The sequence below is a fragment of the Aeromicrobium sp. genome, assembly GCF_023146395.1.
GTDB lineage: Bacteria > Actinomycetota > Actinomycetes > Propionibacteriales > Nocardioidaceae > Aeromicrobium.
Window position 1 is genome coordinate 99,431 of the sequence record NZ_JAGLCD010000002.1, and the last position, 13,892, is coordinate 113,322.

Genomic DNA, 13,892 nt, shown 5'->3' on the forward strand with positions numbered 1-13,892 from the left:
GGCCCGGTCCACCACCTGTTCACGGGCCGATATCCTTCTCGGCATGGACCACAACGCCCGTCTGGCCGAGGCCGACCCCCAGATCGCCGCACTGCTCGACGCGGAGCTGCGCCGTCAGCAGACGACGCTCGAGATGATCGCCTCGGAGAACTTCGCCCCCGTCGCCGCGATCGAGGCCCAGGGCAGCGTCCTGACCAACAAGTACGCCGAGGGCTACCCCGGCGCCCGGTACTACGGCGGCTGCGAGGTCGTCGACGAGGTCGAGCAGATCGCGATCGACCGGCTCAAGCAGATCTTCGGTGCCGAGTACGCCAACGTGCAGCCGCACTCCGGCGCGACCGCCAACGCCGCGGTGCTTCACGCGATCGCCCGCCACGGTGACACGATCCTCGGCCTGGACCTGGCCAACGGCGGTCACCTGACCCACGGCATGAAGATCAACTTCTCCGGTCGCCTCTACGACGTCGCGGCCTACCACGTCGACGAGAACGGCCTGGTCGACATGGAGGAGGTGCGTCAGCTCGCGCTGGAGCGTCGCCCGAAGGTCGTCATCGCCGGCTGGTCGGCCTACCCGCGCCAGCTCGACTTCGCCAAGTTCCGCGAGATCGCCGACGAGGTCGGGGCCTACCTGTGGGTCGACATGGCGCACTTCGCCGGTCTGGTGGCCGCCGGACTGCACCCGAGTCCGCTGCCGCACGCGCACGTCGTGTCGACCACGACCCACAAGACGCTCGGCGGCCCGCGCGGTGGCGCGATCCTCTCGAACGACCTCGACGTGGCCAAGAAGCTGCAGTCGGCGGTGTTCCCGGGCCAGCAGGGCGGCCCGCTCGAGCACGTCATCGCCGCGAAGGCGGTCGCGTTCAAGATGGCGCTCGAGCCGGGCTTCGCCGAGCGTCAGCAGCGCACGATCGAGGGTGCTCGGCTGATCGCCGACCGTCTCCTGCAGTCCGACGTCAGCGCGGCTGGCGTGTCGGTCCTGTCCGGCGGCACCGACGTCCACCTCGTGCTGGTCGACCTGCGCCACTCCGAGCTCGACGGCCAGCAGGCCGAGGACCTCCTCCACGAGGTCGGCATCACGGTCAACCGCAACGCGGTGCCCAACGACCCGCGTCCGCCGAAGGTCACCTCCGGCCTGCGCATCGGCACCCCGGCCCTCGCGACCCGCGGCTTCGCGGCCGAGGAGTTCGCCGAGGTCGCCGACGTGATCGCCGAGGCCCTCAAGCCGGGCGCCGACCTCGACTCGCTGCGCAAGCGCACCGCCGCCCTCGCCGAGCGCTTCCCGCTGTACCCCGACGTCGCGCCGTACGCCTGACTCGTGGGTCGCGACGGCACGCTGCGCCTGTGGTTGCGGCTCCCCATGTGGGGTCTGCACGCCCTGGCCGTGGTGGCCGTGACGATCTGCTTCGTCGGTGGCGCCTGGCAGCTTGGCACCTACGACCAGCGTCAGGAGAACGAGCGCGCCGACCGCCAGGAGGTGCCCACGGTCCCGATCGACGAGGTCTGGTCACCCGACCAGCCGTTCCTCGACACGATGAACCACCGGCCGGTCACGGTCACGGGCACGTTCGGTCCGGCGCAGGAGCAGCACTGGGTCTCCGGGCGCACCCAGGGCGGTCTCGACGGGTACTGGCTGCTCACCCCGCTCGAGCTCGCCGACGACCCGGGCACCGCGATCCTGGTGGTGCGCGGCTTCAGCCCCGAGCTCGGCGAGCTCCCGACGCCGCCGGCGAGCGAGCAGACCTTCCGCGTCGTCCTGGAACCGGGTGAGCCGGTCGACCCGGCGGACGTCTCCGCGAGCGCTGAGGCCGAGGTCATGGCCTCGATCCGCGTCCCCGCCCTGGTCAACGAGCTGCCGTACGCCTTGTTCCCCGGGTTCGGCATCAGCACGTCCACCGACGTCGCCGGTGGGCTCGCCCTCGCCGAGGTGCCGGAGCCCGAGGTCTCCTGGACGGTCGGGCTGCGCAATCTCGCGTACTCGTTGCAGTGGTGGGTCTTCGGTCTGTTCGCCCTGTTCATGTGGTGGCGCATGGGTCTGGAGCTCGTCTCGTCCGAGCGGGCTCGCCGCGCGGCTCCCGACCCCGACCGCTCGGAGCGAGTCGATAGCCTGACGCCGTGAGTGACTCCTCCCCCACCCCACCGGCGCCGTCCGCGGCGTCCCCCACCCCGGGCATCCTGCGGGCCTACCAGGTCGTCGCGACGGTCGTCGGGCTCAACCTGATCTTCGTCATCACGGCGGCCGTGGCCCAGCGCGTCACCGATCCCACGTCGTGGTGGAACCTCAACGAGGACCTCATCTTCACGATCGACCAGGTGCACGGTGTCCTGTTCATGGTGCTGCTGGTCATCATCGCGATCATCGCCAGCCGCTTCCGCTGGCGCCCGAGCATGACGATCACGACGATGCTGCTCGCGACGATCCCGGTCGTCAGCTTCTGGGCCGAGCGCCGCACGACCCGTGCCGTGCACGCCGGGCACCCCGCCGCCTGACCCGGCCGGCGGGCCTCGTCTGGTGGTCGTCCTGAGCGACCGAATCTGAGGGGTTGAGGGTGCTCCGGCCCCCTCACCCCCTCAGATCTGCCGGCGCAGCAACCACAAACCCTCAGATTGCGTCCACCCGGGCGGGAGACGTCAGCGTCCGTGGAAGGTGGCCTGGCCCGGTCCGTCGGTCAGGAACGAGACCATGCCGTCCTGCAGGTCCTGGGTGTCGAACAGCTCCGCGGCGATCGCGGTCGTGTGGGTGTTGGCCTCGGCGACACCGCCGCTCTCGAAGTGCCGCAGGATCTGCTTGGCGGCGCCGAAGGCCTTCGTGGGCCCCACGGCCAGGTGTTCGGCGAACCGCAGCACCGCGGCATCGAAGTCGTCGTCCTCGATCACGCGGTTCACGACGTTCCACCGCTCGAGCGTCGCCGCGTCGTAGAGGTCGCCCGTGAAGACAAACTCCTTGGCGCGGGCCACCCCGGCGCGGGAGGCGAAACGCTGCGTGCCGCCCATCGTGGGCGTGAGGCCGATGACCCGTTCGACGAGCCCGAACTTCGCCTTCGGCGTCGCGAGCAGGACGTCGCAGGCGAGCGCGACCTCGAGCGCCCACGTGAGCGTCAAGGCGTGCGCGGCGAAGATCGTGGGCACGTCGAGCGCGGCGAACCGGTCGGGCAGCTCGAGCATGCGGTCGTACAGCGCCTGGGTGTCGGCCTTGGTCGTGCGGGCGTGGAACTGGGCGACGTCGACACCGCCGGAGACGAGCTTGCCCTCGGCGCGCACCACGAGCGCCCGGGGCAGGTCGGCCTCGAGCGCGTCGAGCGCGGTGTCGAACTCCGCGTGCAGATCGAGGGAGTACAGGTTGACGCCGCCGTCGGTGAACGTCAGGACGGCCACGTCACCGTGCCGCGTCACCTCGACCGTCATGACGCCACCGCCACAGGAGAAGCAACGATAGGCGGCACCGTCATGACCATCTGGTGGTTCGCTCGCTGGCGCTCGCTCATGACGCCACCGCCGGGTCGTAGACCCCGCCGGTGTCAGCCGTGGCCAGGCGGAGGACCACCGCGGCGAGCGCGATGCCGAGCAGGAGCACCAGGGTGCGACGTGGACGAAGAGACCTCATGCAGCCAACCTATCGGCCATCGGCCCGGCGGCGCGTCAGTGATTGGAGTGACGTGGGAGAATAGCGGCGTACTTCCCCCCCGAAAGGACACACGTGGCCGCCCAGCTGATCGCGACCCTGCACACCAACCTCGGCGACGTCCCCGTCGAGCTCTTCGCGAACCACGCTCCGGCGACGGTCGAGAACTTCGTGGGTCTTGCCGAAGGCACCAAGGAGTGGGTCGATCCCAACTCCGGCTCGGTCAGCACCGAGCCGTTCTACGACGGCCTCGCGTTCCACCGCATCATCGCCGGCTTCATGATCCAGGGCGGCTGCCCGCTCGGCACCGGCACGGGTGGTCCGGGGTACACCTTCGGCGACGAGTTCCACCCGGAGAAGCAGTTCGACCGCCCGTACCTGCTGGCCATGGCCAACGCCGGACCGGGCACCAATGGGTCGCAGTTCTTCATCACGGTCGGACCGGCTCCGTGGCTCAACCGCAAGCACACGATCTTCGGCGAGGTCACCGATCCCGAGGGCCGGGCGATCGTCGACGCGATCGCGGCGGTCAGCACCGACGGGTTCGACCGCCCGCTCGAGGCCGTCACGATCGACAAGGTCAGCATCACCCGCGCGTGATCGAGACGCGTCGTGAGCGCTGAGTCCGTCTGCTACCGGCATCCGGACCGGGAGGCCTACATCTCGTGCCAGCGGTGCGAGCGGCCGATCTGCCCCGAGTGCATGCGCGACGCCTCTGTCGGCTTCCAGTGCCCCGCGTGCATCGCGCGCGGGGCCAAGGCGGTCCGGCAGCCCCGCACCGCCGCGGGCGGTGCCATCCCGCGCAACGCGGGGGCGGCCACCTGGGTCCTGATCGGTCTCAACGTGGCCGTCTACGTCGTGTCGGTGCTGCTGCAGGAGCTGGGTCGCACCGGGCTCGACGTGTGGGGAGCCATCGTGGGCCACGCGGTCGTCTACGACGGCCAGCTCGTGGAGGGCGTGGCCGGTGGCGAGTACTGGCGACTCCTGACGTCGGCGTTCCTGCACGTAGGGGCCATGCACCTGCTGTTCAACATGTTCGGGCTGTACATCTTCGGCCAGTTCCTGGAGGAGCGGCTCGGCACGGCGCGTTTCGTGGCCTTCTACCTGGCGTCCGCGGTGTTCTCGGGGGCCGTGGTCTTCTGGCTGACCGGGCCCAACGTCCCCACGGTCGGGGCGTCCGGTGCGGTCTTCGCCCTGTTCGGCCTGGCGCTCGTGCTGCTGCTGAAGTCGGGCCAGGACGTCCGCACCCTCGTGGTGCTGCTGGGCATCAACGCACTGCTGAGCCTGCGCGACGGCATCAGCTGGCAGGGCCATCTCGGCGGGTTCGTCGCCGGTGTGCTGTTCGGTCTCGCGATCGTGGTGGCACCGCGGGGTCGCGGTGCGCTGGCCCAGACGATCGGGGTCGCGGTGCTGATCGTGCTCACGGTGGTCATCACGGCCCTGCGCTCCCTCGCCCTGAACGGCTAGTTATCCACAGCCTTGTCCCCACCCTGTGCAGAATTACACCCATGTAAGTCCGCCGAGCGGAGCGGCGACAGCGTCACCAGGCACTGGCAGCAGCGCCCGCATCAACCACGGGCCGAGGCGAAGCCGAGGCTAGAGTTCCGGACGAAGTCCGGCCTACGTGGTGACCACAGGCCGAGGCGAAGCCGAGGCAGGCCCACGGGGAAGCCCGTCAACGGCGAGGAACGAGCCGTTGGAGCGGCGAAGCCGCGCGCCCTACTCCCACTTGGTCGCGAACCCGAAGGCCGCGACGATGAAGCCCATGCCGATGACGAGGTTCCAGTTGCCGAGGTCGGTGATGACCGGGATCTCGACCTCGGTGTTGGAGATCGTGTAGAACGTCACGATCCAGAGCAGGCCGATCAGTGCGCTTCCGACCATGAGCTGCGGTGCGTAGCGCCAGCCCAGCGACGCACCGGGCTCGGGCTCGGGGGCCGTGCTCGAGGCGATCAGCGAGGCGGCGACCACGAGGACGCCGGCGATGGCCCAGTTCCAGTTGCCGAGATCGGTCACGAAGGACGGCGTCTCGGGACCGGGGAGGTTGGTGTCGATCGAGTAGAACAGCCACGTCACGAACCAGCCGAGGCCGAGGATGCCGAGGACGATCGCGGCCGGATGCCACCAGCCGCCGCGGATTCGGGACTTGGGGGTGGACTTGCTCACGGGTCACCTCGGTGTTGGGGGACGATCGACGAGTGGCGACCGGGCTGCGGTGCCTCCGCTAGCGTAGTCATGAAGGTGCACACCCCGCGGGAGGGGCACGGGAGGAGGCGAGACGATGGCCGCATCGACGCGTTCACGCGCGTGGCGCATCGGCGCCCTGTGCGTCAGCGTCGTGGCCGGGTACGCCTTCGTGTCGAGTGCCGTGACCTCGCGCGGATCCGATCTGCGCCCCGCGGGAGGCGACATCGCCCCGCTGCTGCAGGACCGTGCCCGGGAGGTCGAGCTCAAGCGCGCGTCCGCGACCTCGCTCGAGGATCAGATCGCCGGGCTGTCGGCAGCGGTCGGTGCGCCAGGGCTCGACCAGCTGATCAGTGCCGGCGACATCGCCGCTCGTGACGCTGGGATCGTCGAGCTGTCCGGTTCCGGCCTGCGGATCACCCTCACGGATGCGCCACGCTCGGCCGACGAGGCAGCCACGGACCCGAACCAGCTCGTCGTGCACCAGCAGGACATCCAGGGATTCGTCAACGCGATGTGGGCCGGCGGCGCCCGTGCGGTGACGCTCCAGGGTCAGCGCCTCATCTCGACGTCCGGCATCAAGTGCGTGGGCAGCACCGTCGTGATCGACGGCGTGCCCTACTCGCCGCCGTACGTGATCGAGGCGATCGGCACGACCTCGCGTCTGCTGAACGCCCTTGACCGATCGTCCCAGGTCGAGGTCTACCGCGAGTACGTGCGCCGGTACAGCCTGGGACTGCAGACCGAGATCGACAGCACCATCACCGCGCCGGCCTACACCGGCCGGGTCGACCTGCGGCACGCCGAGGTGCCGACCGACGGCTGACCCGCGAGCCGGGGTCAGCCGCCGTTGCCGCCACCGCCACCGCCACCGCCACCGCCGCCCCCACCATCGGTGGGTGCCGCCGCCACGGTCAGGGCGATCGTGGAGTCCGGCGAGACGCGGCTGCCGGCATCGAGCGACTGCTCGAGCACGGTGCCGGCGGTCTCGTCCGGCTCGGTACGGCTCTGCTGGGCGATCTTCGCCGGATCGAACCCGGCCTGCGTGAGGGCCGCGATCGCCGCGTTGACGTCCATGCCCGTGACGTCCGGCACCTGGATCTGTCCCTTGGAGACGATCAGCGTGACGCTCTGGCCGGGATCGAGCATCGTGCCGGCGGGCGGGTTGGACTGGATCACGGTGTCGGCCTGCTGGTCGGAGTCGCGATCCTCGCGGGTCACCTGCAGGCCGAGCTGCTGCAGGGTCTGAGCTGCCTGCTCGTACGTGAGGTCACGGACGTCCGGCACCTCGACCGGCTCCGGCCCGCTGCTGACGATCAGGGTGATCTCGGTGCCTTCGTCGACCGTCGTGCCGACGTCGGGATCGGTGCCGATGACACTGCCGTCGGGCACCTCGGCGTCGGCGCGGGTCTCCTGCTGGGCGGCGACCGTGAGCCCGGCCTCGGTGAGCCGTCCGGTGGCGGCGTCGACGGTCTGCCCCGCCACGTCCGGGACCTCGACGGTGGGCGTGGGCGGCGGATCGGGCTCGGTGAGCTTCCAGATGCCGAAACCGGCCGCGATCAGCAGCAGGACGACGAGGGCGCCGATGGCCCACCACTTGCCCGTGCCGGAGGACTCGTCCTCGTCGACGGCGCGACGCGCACCCGGCTCGCGCGGCGGCATGGCGACCGCCGGCGCGACCTGGGTCGCGGCCGTGGCGGGGACTGTGCTGGTGGGAGCGTCGACCCGGTGTCCGGCGACGGCCCGCTCGATGTCGCGGCGCATGTCGCCCGCGGACTGGTACCGGTCGTCGACGCGCTTCGCGAGCGCCTTGGCCACGATGTGGTCGATCGACATCGAGACGTCGGGGTTGAGCTGGGACGGCGGCCGGGCCTCCTCGCGCACGTGCTGGTACGCGACCGAGACCGGGCTGTCGCCGACGAACGGGGGACGTCCCGTGAGCAGCTCGTACAGCAGGCAGCCCGTGGAGTAGATGTCGCTGCGGGCGTCAACGGTCTCGCCGCGGGCCTGCTCCGGCGAGAGGTACTGGGCCGTGCCGATGACGGCCGCGGTCTGCGTCATGGCCGACGAGGCGTCCGCGATCGCCCGGGCGATGCCGAAGTCCATGACCTTGACCTGCCCGGAAGGCGTCAGCATGACGTTGGCGGGCTTGATGTCGCGGTGGATGATGCCGGAGCGGTGGCTGTAGTCGAGCGCGCTGAGGATGTCGGCGGTGATCGTCAGGGCGCGCTCGGGAAGGATCTTGCGGCCGTCGCGCAGGACTTCGCGCAGGGTCTGACCCTCGACGAGCTCCATCACGATGTAGGGGATCGAGGTTCCCTGCTCGTTGGGGGCCTCGCCGGTGTCGTAGACCGCGACGATCGACGGGTGGTTCAGCGCGGCCGAGGACTGGGCCTCACGGCGGAAGCGCTCCTGGAACGTGGGGTCGGACGCCAGGTCGGGACGGAGCTGCTTGATCGCGACCGTGCGCCCCAGACGGCGGTCGCTGGCCAGGCGGACGTCCGCCATGCCGCCACGGCCCAGGATCTCGCCGAGCTCGTAGCGGCCACCGAGGAGGGCGGAGCTGTGGGGTTCCGTCATGAGGACACTCTCCCAAAGTCGAGGTCGATCCCGGGCGAACCGGGGAAATGAAGTCGTGACGTGGTCATGAGGAGAGCAGCGCCTCCATGACCGCCTTGGCGATCGGACCTGCGAGCCGCCCCCCGGAGATGTCGTCGGTGGCCGTGGCCGACTCGACGACGACCGCGACCGCGACCTGGTTCTCGCCGGAGCCGGCGAACGAGGCGAACCAGGCGAGGTTCGGCAGGTCGCCGCCCCGCTGCGCCGTGCCGGTCTTGCCGCCGACGGTCTGGCCGGGGATGCGGGCCGAGCTGGCCGTGCCGCCCTCGACGGTGCTGATCATCATCTGCTGCATCATCGCGGCGTGCTCGGGCGAGAGCGCCCGGCCGTACTCCTCGCCGTCGCCGGCGTCATCCAGGATCCGCAGGCTCGGGTCACGGACGGTCTGGACGAGGTGCGGCTTCATGACGACCCCGTCGTTGGCGATGCCTGCGGCGACCATAGCCATCTGCAGCGGGGTGGCGGCGACCTCGAACTGGCCGATGCCGGACTGGGCCAGCTGGGGCGCCTCGAGCTCGGTGCCCTCGGTCGTGAACCGGCTCGCGTTGGACGCGATGCCCTCGATGAGCTTGTCGCCGAAACCGAACTTCGCGGCCTGCTCCTCGAGCGCACCCTGGCCGACCTGCGTGGCGAGCGACCCGAAGGAGACGTTGCACGAGACGTTGAGCGCCTGCTCGAGCGAGATCTGGTCGCCCCCGCAGTTGCCGCCGCCAGCGTTGGGCAGCGTGTACTCGATGCCGGGGAAGCTGAGCTCCGATCCGCCCTGGACGACCGAGGCGGGCGTGAGGTTGAGCTGCTCGAGCGCGGCCGAGGCCGTGACGAGCTTGAAGGTCGAGCCGGGCGGCAGGATCTCCTGCGTCGAGCGGTTCAGCAGGGGCTTGGCGGGGTCGTCGTTGAGCGCGGTCCACGCCTGCGTGACGGCGCCGAAGTCGTGCGACGCCAGCGCGTTCGGGTCGTACGAGGGCTGCGACACCATCGCGAGGATCTCGCCGGTCTGCGGGTCGAGGGCCACGACGGACCCCTTCGTGCCGCTCGGCAGAGCGGCGAGGGCCGCGGCCGCCGTGGTCTGCGCGGACCGGTCGATCGTGAGCTCCACGCTGCCGCCCTTGGGCTGCTTGTTGGCCACGAGGTCGACGACCCGGTTGACGAACAGCCGGTTGTCGCTGCCGGAGAGGATCGGGTTCTCGCTGTTCTCGACCGCCGAACGACCGTAGGTGTACGAGAAGTAGCCGGTCAGGTGCGCGAAGAGTGCGCCCTCCGGATAGGTGCGCAGGAACTCGAACTGGTCGTCGGACCGGACGCTGTGAGCGACCGGCTCGCCGTCGACCAGGATCGCGCCGCGCTCCCGGGAGTACTCGTCGTCGATGACCCGCTTGTTGTTGGGCTCGGCGTTGAGGTTGTCGGCGTCGATGAACTGCACGTACGTGGCATTGCCCATCAGCGCCAGGAACAGCACCAGGCAGGCGACCGCGAGTCGTCGGATGGGGGTGTTCACAGCTTGACCACCTGGGTCGCCTCGTCCTCGCTGACGGGCTGCACCGGCGGGGCCGGGCGCCGCGTCTGGTCGCTGATGCGCAGCAGGATCGCGATGATCGCCCAGTTCATGACGATCGACGACCCGCCTTGGGACAGGAAGGGTGTCGTGAGACCCGTCAGCGGGATCAGGTGCGTGACGCCGCCGACCACGACGAAGACCTGGATGGCCATCGAGATCGCCAGACCGGCGGCCAGCAGCTTGCCGAACGCGTCACGACAGGTCAGGGCGATGCGCAGACCGCGCTCGACGATGAGCCCGTAGATCAGGAGGATCGCCATGAGGCCGGTGAGGCCCAGCTCCTCGCCCAACGAGGTGGCGATGAAGTCGGAGTAGCCGATCGGGGTCAGCTCGGGGCTGCCCTGTCCCCAGCCGCGACCCAGCAGACCACCGTGGGCGAGTCCGTAGAGCGCGTTGATGATCTGGCCGTTCTGGTCAGGATCGCCGAAGGGGTCCTGCCAGGCCTCGAAGCGTCGCCGGACGTGGCTGAACTGCAGGTACCCGAACCACGTGCCCAGGGCGAACAGCCCGCCGCCCACGACGATCCAGCCGGCGCGCTCGGTCGCGATGAACAGCAGCACGACGAACAGGCCGAAGAACAGCAGCGAGGACCCGAGGTCGCGCTGCAGCACGAGGATGCCGATGCTGACGAGCCAGCCGATCATGATCGGGCCGAGGTCACGGGCGCGCGGCAGGTCGACGCCGAGCACGCGGCGTCCGGCCAGCGCCAGCGCCTCGCGCTTCTCGGCGAGGTAGCCGGCGAAGAAGATCGCGAGACAGATCTTCGCGGCCTCGCCCGGCTGGAAGCTGAAGGGGCCGAGGTTGATCCAGATGCGGGCGCCGCGGATGTTCTGGCCGATGCCCGGCAGCAGCGGCAGGATCAGCAGCACCACGGCGGCGAGGCCGAACGAGTAGGTGAGCGTCTGCAGGCGCCGGTGGTCGCGCACCACGAGCAGCACGGTCGCGAAGGCGGCGACCCCGATGCCGGTCCACATGAGCTGGTTGGGGGCCAGCGACGTCCAGCTGTCGCGCCGGGCCTCCATGCCCAGGTCGATCCGGTAGATCATCGCGAGCCCGAGGCCGTTGAGGCACAGCACGAGCGGCAGGAGCACGGGATCGGCGTACGGCGCGAAGCGGCGGATCAGCAGATTCGCGGCGACCGCGACCACGACCAACGTGACGGCCAGGCCCACCGCGCCGGCGGGCACGCGTCCCTCGGCACCCAGGCCCACGGCGCAGTAGGCGAAGATCGCCAGCCCGACGGCCATGACGGTCAGGACCAGCTCGGCGCCGCGGCGCTTGCGGGGCACCCAGGTGGTCTCTCCGGTGCCGCTCACGGAACCACCGTCTCCGTCGGAGCGGGCATCGTCGGAGCGACCGGGGTGGTCGGCGTGGTCGGGGTGGGCGCCGGCATCGCGTCGTCGCGCAGGTCGCGCACGATCTGCTCGGCATCGGCCAGGTCGGTGGCCTCGATGCCGTCACGGACCTGGCTCTGCTGGAACGAGGAGAGGTCGTCGACCTGGATGTCGGTCTCGGTCTCGAGGTGCTTGAGGGTCACGAAGGGCAGGTCGGCGTCGACGCCGCGGTAGATCGCGACGGTGCCGTCGGAGTCGCTGACGAAGTACTGGTCCTGCGTCCACTGGTACGCATACCAGGCGGCCGCCCCGATGACCGCGAGCAGCACGACGACCGCGGCGATCCACCGGGCCCACCGCCACCGAGAGGGCTCGCGGGGCGCGTAGCGCAGCTCCTCGGGGTCGACCGCGAACCGCGCCGTCGAGTCGTGGACGTCGACCGCGGCACCGCGGCGCGGCTGCGGGGACTCGGCGGCCGCACCGACGAGCTGGGGCCGACCGTCGGCGCACGCGAGATCGGACTCCTCGTCGATCGACGAGGCCTCGACCATCTCACCGATCACGACCGTGACGTTGTCGGCGCCGCCGCCCTCGAGCGCGAGTCGGACGAGCTCGGTGGCAGCGACGTCGATCGACTCCGCACCGAGTGCCCGGGCGATCGCGTCGTCCTCGACCATGTCGGAGAGGCCGTCGCTGCACAGCAGGTAGCGGTCGCCGAGCTGTGGCTGCAGCCACGAGTAGTCGGCCTCGAAGTCGTCGCGGCCGAGCATGGCGCGCAGCAGGAGCGACCGGTGCGGGTGGTGCCGTGCCTCCTCCGGCGTGATGCGGCCCTCGTCGACCAGGCTCTGCACGAACGTGTGGTCGGCGCTGAGCTGCGTGAGGCGCTGGCCGCGCAGGCGGTAGGCGCGCGAGTCGCCCAGGTGGGCCACGGCGAACTTCTCGCCGTCCCACAGCATCGCCTCGACGGTGGTGCCCATGCCCTCGACCGCGGGATCGGCCTCGATCAGGTCGCCGAGTCGCTGGTTGGCGGCGTTCACGACGTCGGTCAGGTGCTCGAGGGCGTCGCCCTCTCCCGGGTCGTCGGTGGTGGTGTCGTCGACCGACCGGATGATCGTGACGGCCTCGGAAGAGGCGAGGTCACCCGCCGCGGCGCCGCCCATGCCGTCGGCCAGCAGCAGCAGGTGGGGACTGGCGTACCCGGAGTCCTGGTTGTTCGACCGGCGCAGGCCGACGTCGGTGAGCGCGGTGTAGCGCAGCGCGAGCGGGGTCTCGGACACGGGCGTCGTCACTTCCGCAGCTCGACGATGGTCTTGCCGAGGCGGACCTGCACCCCGAGCGCGATCGGCACGGGCGTCGTGACCCGCTGGCTGCCGATGAAGGTGCCGTTGGTGGAGCCGACGTCCTCGACGAACCACTCGGCGCCGTTGCTCGCGAAGCGGGCGTGCCGGGTGGAGACGTAGTCGTCGTCGAGCCGGATCGCCGCGTCGGTGCCACGCCCGAGCAGGATGGGCTGGTCGCCGAGCGGGACGCTCTGGCCGGCGTTGGGCCCGTCGGTGACGTACAGGAGCTTGGGCGTGCCGCGCTGGGGGCGGCGCGGCTTGGTGACCTTGGCCTTGGGGGCCGGCTTGGGCGTGCGCGCGGCGACGCCGGGCCCGGCCGGGGTCTCGGTGACCTTGGTGCCGAAGATGTCGGTGCGGATGACCGAGACCGCCGAGAGGACGAAGATCCACAGCACGGCCAGGAAGCCGAGCTTGATGAGCGTCAAGGTGAGCTCGGACATCAGGCCTCCCGTGCCGTGAGTCGGACGACGACGGTCGTGTTGCCCAGGCGCATCTCGGACCCGTCGGGCACGGCGGCCGACGAGACGCGGTGGCCGTTGAGCACGACGCCGTTGGTGGATCCGAGGTCGGTGACCGTGATCTGGACGGTCTCGCCGGTGTCGTGGATCGTGAGCTCGCAGTGGCGCCGCGAGATACCCGGGTCGTCGATGCGCAGGTCGGACTCCGAGCCGCGACCGATCACGAGGCCGGGCGGGGTCAGGGGGTGGCGTTGGCCACCGATCTCGAGGTACGCCTCGGCACGGCGGGCGGCGGAGTCGGTCATGCGTGCGCCAGCGGCCGGGCGCACGGCGGCGTTGGTGCGGCTGCGCACCCGGAAGCGGCCGGTGCCGAGCTCGGGGGCCTCGACGAACTCGATCGCGAGCCCGCCGGCGAGCGTGTAGCGCTGCTCGTGGACGTGCTCGCGCACGAGCGTGCTGAGCTCGCCGGTGAGGGTCTCGCCGAAGGGGACGAGCCGCGCGTGGTCCTCGGGCGAGAGCTCGACGGTGAAGTCGTTCGGGACGAGCCGGCGGTCGCGGGACAGGACCTGGGCGGAGTTGTCGATCTCGCGCTGCAGGGCCGCGGCGATCTCGACGGGCTGCACGGCGCTGCGGAAGGCTCGGGCGAAAGCGCTCGTGACCACCCCTTCGAGCCGTTGCTCGAAGCGCTGGAGAACTCCAGCCATGACGCCCCCTTCGCTCGCATCGGTCGTGCACCTTCGTCGATCGTATCGACACCGGGTCTGGAGCGCGTCCCTCCGGTGC

Annotated in this window: 15 protein-coding genes; 6 read left to right on the top strand and 9 right to left on the bottom strand. The window is 70.6% G+C overall.

Annotated elements, in window-relative coordinates:
• The first annotated feature begins 43 nt into the window (after positions 1–43).
• The 3 genes from glyA to KAG51_RS01500 are packed head-to-tail and all read left to right on the top strand — an operon-like array spanning position 44 to position 2,487.
• A complete protein-coding gene (glyA, locus tag KAG51_RS01490) occupies positions 44–1,312 on the top strand; it encodes a serine hydroxymethyltransferase (RefSeq protein ID WP_290579886.1) in 1,269 nt (422 codons plus the stop codon).
• A gap of 3 nt (positions 1,313–1,315) precedes the next feature.
• Positions 1,316–2,116 carry an SURF1 family protein gene (locus tag KAG51_RS01495; RefSeq protein ID WP_290579888.1) on the top strand — a complete coding sequence of 267 codons (801 nt, stop codon included), beginning with the start codon at positions 1,316–1,318 and terminating at the stop codon, positions 2,114–2,116.
• The gene (locus KAG51_RS01500) at positions 2,113–2,487 is read left to right on the top strand and encodes a DUF3817 domain-containing protein (RefSeq protein WP_290579890.1); all 375 of its coding nucleotides are present in this window, start codon (positions 2,113–2,115) and stop codon (positions 2,485–2,487) included. Before KAG51_RS01495 ends, KAG51_RS01500 begins: the two co-directional genes overlap by 4 nt.
• A gap of 141 nt (positions 2,488–2,628) precedes the next feature.
• Here KAG51_RS01500 and KAG51_RS01505 read toward each other — a convergent pair whose 3' ends face one another.
• Together KAG51_RS01505 and KAG51_RS01510 are read right to left on the bottom strand one after the other, a co-directional pair.
• Positions 2,629–3,402 carry an enoyl-CoA hydratase/isomerase family protein gene (locus tag KAG51_RS01505; protein ID WP_290579892.1) on the bottom strand — a complete coding sequence of 258 codons (774 nt, stop codon included), beginning with the start codon at positions 3,400–3,402 and terminating at the stop codon, positions 2,629–2,631.
• A 76-nt stretch (positions 3,403–3,478) separates the two neighbouring features.
• Positions 3,479–3,601, bottom strand: coding sequence for a hypothetical protein (locus KAG51_RS01510; RefSeq protein ID WP_290579894.1), 123 nt, complete (start codon positions 3,599–3,601; stop codon positions 3,479–3,481).
• Positions 3,602–3,694: 93 nt separating this feature from the next.
• Here KAG51_RS01510 and KAG51_RS01515 point away from each other — a divergent pair, with 93 nt between their 5' ends.
• Positions 3,695–4,219 (top strand): peptidylprolyl isomerase, encoded by a 525-nt coding sequence (locus tag KAG51_RS01515; protein ID WP_290579896.1) that lies wholly within the window; start codon positions 3,695–3,697, stop codon positions 4,217–4,219.
• 12 nt (positions 4,220–4,231) lie between these two features.
• A complete protein-coding gene (locus KAG51_RS01520) occupies positions 4,232–5,086 on the top strand; it encodes a rhomboid family intramembrane serine protease (RefSeq protein WP_290579898.1) in 855 nt (284 codons plus the stop codon).
• 252 nt (positions 5,087–5,338) lie between these two features.
• Here the strand turns inward: KAG51_RS01520 and KAG51_RS01525 are convergent, their stop codons facing one another.
• Positions 5,339–5,785 carry a cell division protein CrgA gene (locus KAG51_RS01525; RefSeq protein ID WP_290579900.1) on the bottom strand — a complete coding sequence of 149 codons (447 nt, stop codon included), beginning with the start codon at positions 5,783–5,785 and terminating at the stop codon, positions 5,339–5,341.
• A 115-nt stretch (positions 5,786–5,900) separates the two neighbouring features.
• On the opposite strand from KAG51_RS01525, the gene KAG51_RS01530 reads away from it, so the two are divergent.
• The gene (locus KAG51_RS01530) at positions 5,901–6,629 is read left to right on the top strand and encodes a DUF881 domain-containing protein (protein WP_290579902.1); all 729 of its coding nucleotides are present in this window, start codon (positions 5,901–5,903) and stop codon (positions 6,627–6,629) included.
• A 14-nt stretch (positions 6,630–6,643) separates the two neighbouring features.
• Here the strand turns inward: KAG51_RS01530 and pknB are convergent, their stop codons facing one another.
• The 6 genes from pknB to KAG51_RS01560 form a co-directional block, all read right to left on the bottom strand.
• Positions 6,644–8,383, bottom strand: coding sequence for a Stk1 family PASTA domain-containing Ser/Thr kinase (gene pknB, locus KAG51_RS01535; protein ID WP_290579904.1), 1,740 nt, complete (start codon positions 8,381–8,383; stop codon positions 6,644–6,646).
• 64 nt (positions 8,384–8,447) lie between these two features.
• The gene (locus KAG51_RS01540; protein ID WP_290579906.1) at positions 8,448–9,917 is read right to left on the bottom strand and encodes a penicillin-binding protein 2; all 1,470 of its coding nucleotides are present in this window, start codon (positions 9,915–9,917) and stop codon (positions 8,448–8,450) included.
• The gene (locus KAG51_RS01545; protein WP_290579907.1) at positions 9,914–11,293 is read right to left on the bottom strand and encodes an FtsW/RodA/SpoVE family cell cycle protein; all 1,380 of its coding nucleotides are present in this window, start codon (positions 11,291–11,293) and stop codon (positions 9,914–9,916) included. The genes KAG51_RS01540 and KAG51_RS01545 overlap by 4 nt, the downstream gene beginning before the upstream one ends.
• A complete protein-coding gene (locus KAG51_RS01550) occupies positions 11,290–12,588 on the bottom strand; it encodes a BofC C-terminal domain-containing protein (protein WP_290579908.1) in 1,299 nt (432 codons plus the stop codon). The genes KAG51_RS01545 and KAG51_RS01550 overlap by 4 nt, the downstream gene beginning before the upstream one ends.
• Positions 12,589–12,596: 8 nt before the next feature.
• Complete coding sequence (locus tag KAG51_RS01555) at positions 12,597–13,091, bottom strand: FHA domain-containing protein (RefSeq protein WP_290579910.1); 495 nt, start codon at positions 13,089–13,091, stop codon at positions 12,597–12,599.
• Positions 13,091–13,813, bottom strand: a complete 723-nt coding sequence (locus KAG51_RS01560; RefSeq protein ID WP_290579912.1) for a DUF3662 and FHA domain-containing protein — start codon at positions 13,811–13,813, stop codon at positions 13,091–13,093. The genes KAG51_RS01555 and KAG51_RS01560 overlap by 1 nt, the downstream gene beginning before the upstream one ends.
• Between the last annotated feature and the right edge of the window lie 79 nt (positions 13,814–13,892).

Excerpts from the sequence above, each read along its gene's own strand:
- glyA (WP_290579886.1), top strand. The coding sequence starts at position 44 with ATGGACCACAACGCCCGTCTGGCCGAGGCCGACCCCCAGATCGCCGCA.
- KAG51_RS01505 (WP_290579892.1), bottom strand. The coding sequence starts at position 3,402 with ATGACGGTCGAGGTGACGCGGCACGGTGACGTGGCCGTCCTGACGTTC.
- KAG51_RS01510 (WP_290579894.1), bottom strand. The coding sequence starts at position 3,601 with ATGAGGTCTCTTCGTCCACGTCGCACCCTGGTGCTCCTGCTCGGCATC.
- KAG51_RS01530 (WP_290579902.1), top strand. The coding sequence starts at position 5,901 with ATGGCCGCATCGACGCGTTCACGCGCGTGGCGCATCGGCGCCCTGTGC.
- pknB (WP_290579904.1), bottom strand. The coding sequence starts at position 8,383 with ATGACGGAACCCCACAGCTCCGCCCTCCTCGGTGGCCGCTACGAGCTC.
- KAG51_RS01555 (WP_290579910.1), bottom strand. The coding sequence starts at position 13,091 with ATGTCCGAGCTCACCTTGACGCTCATCAAGCTCGGCTTCCTGGCCGTG.
- KAG51_RS01560 (WP_290579912.1), bottom strand. The coding sequence starts at position 13,813 with ATGGCTGGAGTTCTCCAGCGCTTCGAGCAACGGCTCGAAGGGGTGGTC.